The sequence below is a fragment of the Mycobacterium sp. genome, assembly GCF_047975165.1.
Taxonomy (GTDB): Bacteria; Actinomycetota; Actinomycetes; order Mycobacteriales; family Mycobacteriaceae; genus Mycobacterium.
In genome coordinates, this window is sequence record NZ_JBKECZ010000012.1 from 1 (window position 1) to 3826 (window position 3826).

A 3826-nucleotide genomic window follows, 5' to 3' on the forward strand; every position below is an offset into this window, starting at 1 on the left:
GGCGGCGACGATCCCTACAGTGCGTCCAAAGCGATGGCCGATCTGCTGACCCAATCCTGGATCCACAGCTTCCCCGGCTGCCCGACCGCGATTGCCCGCGGCGGCAATGTGATCGGCGGGGGCGACATCAGCCGTGACCGCCTGCTGCCGGACCTGGTGGCCGCCTATGCAAGCGGCCAGGCGCCGCTCTTGCGTTTCCCGCATGCGGTGCGGCCCTGGCAGCACGTACTGGACTGCCTCAACGGCTATCTCACGATTGCCGACGCGCTGCTCGCCGGTGGCGGGCTGGGCCAGTGGAACATCGGGCCAGGCCGCGACAGTTTCGTCGAAGTAGGGCAGGTGGCAACACTGGCAGCCGAGCTGTGGGGAGGTGGGGCGCACTGGGACCGCCAACCCGGAGATCACCCGCACGAGGCGAACCTGCTGGCCCTCGACGCCACCAAGGCCCAGCGCGAATTGGGCTGGCGCAACCGGCTCGGTTTCCGCGATGCCGTCGGGTGGACCGTCGACTGGGCACGCCGGGTGCACGAAGGTGAGGACCCGCTGGCGGTGACCCGGGAGCAGATCGCGAAATTCGAGTCCCCGCGGTGACCGAGTTCGACCTGCCACCCGAATCGGCGCCGCCGGGGCCGCTGATGCGTCTCGTCCAGGACCAGCGGATGGCGTTCCTGGCGGTCGGCATCATCAACACGATCGTCGGATTCTCCATCTTCGTTGTCTGTTCCGAAACCGTCGGTCAAAGCGTCGATGGTCGATTCGGCACGGTCGCGGGGGCATTGGTGACCGTCGGGATTTCGCACCTTCTGGGTGTGCTGTTCGCCTTCGTGATGCATCGGCGGTTCGTGTTCCGGGTTCGCGGCCATGTGCTGCGCGATCTGGCACGCTTTGAGAGCATCTACCTCACCGGACTGGGCATCAACGCGGTGGCCTTGCCGCTGCTGGTGGAATCCGGGATGCACCGCATTCCCGCGCAGGCGATCATCATCGCAACGACCACGTTGCTGAGCTGGTTCGGGCACCGGCACTTCTCCTTCCGGCGCAGCGCCGATGAGATTGAAGGACATTCGTCCCGCGCGTAGTGGGTGCGGCCCAGCCGTCGTTCAGCGTGCCCGGTGGGGTTCGCCGCAATCGACCGGTGCGTCACCGATGGCTGGCGCCGGATGCAGGGCGTAGGAGACAAGAGTCACGCAGATGGTGACCAGCCAGAGAATTGGTGCGAACTCCGCCGTGGTCCGCACGAGACTCACGACTGCCCAGAGATCCCCTTGCGGACTGTATATCGACCAGTGAAATAGCGGGCCGGGTATTGCGATCTGGGCGATGGTGACTGCAGCGGCCAGACTGACGCAGATGCCGACTAGACGGCGGCGTCCTCCTACCACTGCCAGTCGTTCGAAAATGCCCGTCGCCGGTGGCCCGTCTGGGTCCCTGACTACCAGGGCGGCAATCGGCAACGCGAATACCAGGTAGTAGCGGTTGCTCACGGCTGGGAAAAGTGAGGCTGTGGCCAGCAGTACGGCACCTGCCATCACCGGGGGAATGCGCCGGCCAAGAGCGACCAGGGCAACCACGACCAGCACCAACACGGCAGAACCGGCCAGCAGCCGCGGGCGAATAAGAAAATTATCCGGCAACATACCGCCATTCAACGCACCCTCGACGCCGTCGATTATGGTGAATAGCCCCTTGCCGAATGACACGTTCTGATCGCTGAACAACAATGCGTCTGACCCGTATTGGGCGGTGTTGTGAATGGATTGCAGGATGGTGCCCGGGAAGTCTCGTGGCCACAGGGCGTAGGCGGCGACGTTGGATATCACACCTCCCGCCACTGCGATGGCGGCCATTCGCCATTGCCGCGCCGTGAACAGCACACACCCCAACACCGCGAACTGTGGTTTGATCAGCGCCGCCAGGATCACCATGGCCGCAACCAGACCCCAGCGCTGCCGGCACAGCGCCACCAGGTAGTACAGCATGGCCGGCACCGCAAAACCCACCGCGTTTCCTCGATCGACGGTCATCCAGACCGGAACGGCAGCGGCTCCGCAGATCATGAAGACCACGATCCGTTCCAGCCCGATCGCGCCCCGTGCCGCCCATATCGCTGGAATCAGGCAGGCTGCGGTCAGAGCGATCAGGTAGCCGACCATTCCTGCCAGCGGGGCTCCTAGCCATTTGCCGACCGCACCGAAAGCAACCATCGGCAGCATCGCGCCAGCTGAGTAGTTGTTGTAGATGACGTCCAATTCTGGGGGAAGATGCAGAGGGTAGGGGGCCCACGGGTTGGCTTCCATCCCGAGGACCAGTGGAAGTGAATAGTCGCCGAAGCAGTGCCTACCAACCTTTATCGCCTGGATGGGCAGACAGTCATAGGGCTGGTATAGCAGTGACGACAGGACATCAGCTGAAAAATAGTGGGAGAGAACAAGGCAAGTTGCGAACGATATTGAGGTCAACAGCAGCACTGTGCCGACCAGTAGATTCCTCGGAGATTGATTCGCGGCCGCGGTACAAGGCTTCTTTGCGGTAGTGACCAGCGCGCGCGCGACGGGCCACCGCTGTATCACCCTCTGACTCCTTGGTGTCCCAAATCGCCCCAGTGAGGTTGTCCCGGGCCGTCCCCCATCAGGCGCACCGCCCGCATTCCGGACGACCCGGCGGCATCCATCGACGGATTCGGCGATTTGGGCCACAGTCATACCCGTGGCCCTGGGGGTAGCCCCGGAGCCACATCAGCATGATTCAGCCATCGGCTGGTTCAACGTTGATTGTTGCCACAGCGCGTGATCGTACGCGTGCTTGACCATCACGGGAAATGGCGTTATGGCAATGTCAACTTGATTTGGCCCCGCCGGGACGGTTTGATTTGGCCCCGGTCGCTTTGGTGGGCTGGGCGTTTCGGGCGTGGGCGAGTCGGTAGGAGTGGCTGCCGGTTTCGATGATCTGGCCGGCGAAGGTGCGTCGGTCGACGATGGCGGCGCAGAGCCGGGGGTCGGTGAAGGTTTTCGTCCAGGCTGAGAAGGGCTCGTTGGAGGCGATGGCGATCGCGGAGCGTTCTTCTCGTTCGGTGAGTACTTGGAAGAGCAGCTCGGCGCGCCGGCGGTCGAGCTGCAGGTAGCCCAGTTCGTCGATGAGCAGGTTGGGGTTACCCCCGTTTTGTGGACATCCTGACTGGCTGGGCGTTGCTCGGCAGGAGAGGATGCACTCATGGGTGCGAAGAGGAAGAGTTGCACCCTGAAGTTCCGTGCGGAGGCGGCGCGGTTGGTGATCGATACCGGTCGCACGATCGCCGGAGTCGCCCGTGAGATCGGGGTCGGAGAGGCCCTGCTGGGCCGGTGGGTGGCTGTTGAGCGGTCGAAGTTGGATGATCCTCCTAAGGTGCTTGATGCCGACGAGCGGGCCGAGTTGACCCGGCTACGCCGTGAGGTGGCCGAGTTGCGGATGGACCGGGCGTTTTTAAAAAAAGCAGCAGCCTTCTTTGCGGTGGAGAACTCGAACCGGAACGACGGTTCGCGGTGATCGACGCGGAGAAGGCACACCACAGCATCACCAGGATGACCGAGCTGCTGGCGGTATCCCGATCGGGATATTACGCGTGGGCTGCCCGCCGGGACGCCGCGCCGGGGCCGCGTGCGGCGCGCACCGCGGAGTTGCCGGTGAAGATCCGCCAGGTGCATGCGGCCTCCGATCACGTCAACGGGGCACCGCGAATCCTCGCGGATTTACCTGAGGTCGGCGAGACTGTATCGAAGAAGACGGTGGCCAAGATTATGCGGGCCAACGGAATTCGCGGGATCAGCCCACGCCCGTGGCAGCCGGTCAC

The 3826-nt window shown here is 63.8% G+C and carries 5 protein-coding genes and 1 pseudogene; 4 read left to right on the forward strand and 2 right to left on the reverse strand.

Features of this window, described 5'->3' with window-relative positions; genetic code table 11:
• Together ACK5M9_RS00785 and ACK5M9_RS00790 are read left to right on the forward strand one after the other, a co-directional pair.
• Nucleotides 1–591, forward strand: a 591-nt coding sequence (locus tag ACK5M9_RS00785; RefSeq protein ID WP_416891308.1) for an NAD-dependent epimerase/dehydratase family protein, incomplete at its 5' end; no start/stop codon positions are given.
• Nucleotides 588–1079: a GtrA family protein gene (locus ACK5M9_RS00790; protein WP_416891309.1), complete on the forward strand. Its 492-nt coding sequence runs from the start codon at nt 588–590 to the stop codon at nt 1077–1079. The genes ACK5M9_RS00785 and ACK5M9_RS00790, both read left to right, overlap by 4 nt.
• Before the next feature lie 21 nt (nt 1080–1100).
• Here ACK5M9_RS00790 and ACK5M9_RS00795 read toward each other — a convergent pair whose 3' ends face one another.
• Together ACK5M9_RS00795 and ACK5M9_RS00800 are read right to left on the reverse strand one after the other, a co-directional pair.
• Nucleotides 1101–2468, reverse strand: coding sequence for a glycosyltransferase family 87 protein (locus tag ACK5M9_RS00795; RefSeq protein ID WP_416891310.1), 1368 nt, complete (start codon nt 2466–2468; stop codon nt 1101–1103).
• Nucleotides 2469–2835: 367 nt separating this feature from the next.
• Nucleotides 2836–3141 (reverse strand): annotated as a pseudogene (locus ACK5M9_RS00800) (ATP-binding protein); the annotation flags it as partial.
• Nucleotides 3142–3210: 69 nt separating this feature from the next.
• On the opposite strand from ACK5M9_RS00800, the gene ACK5M9_RS00805 reads away from it, so the two are divergent.
• Both ACK5M9_RS00805 and ACK5M9_RS00810 read left to right on the forward strand, forming a co-directional pair.
• Complete coding sequence (locus ACK5M9_RS00805; protein ID WP_416891311.1) at nt 3211–3522, forward strand: transposase; 312 nt, start codon at nt 3211–3213, stop codon at nt 3520–3522.
• The coding region (locus ACK5M9_RS00810) for an IS3 family transposase (protein WP_416891312.1) at nt 3519–3826 on the forward strand (308 nt) is incomplete at its 3' end. The genes ACK5M9_RS00805 and ACK5M9_RS00810, both read left to right, overlap by 4 nt.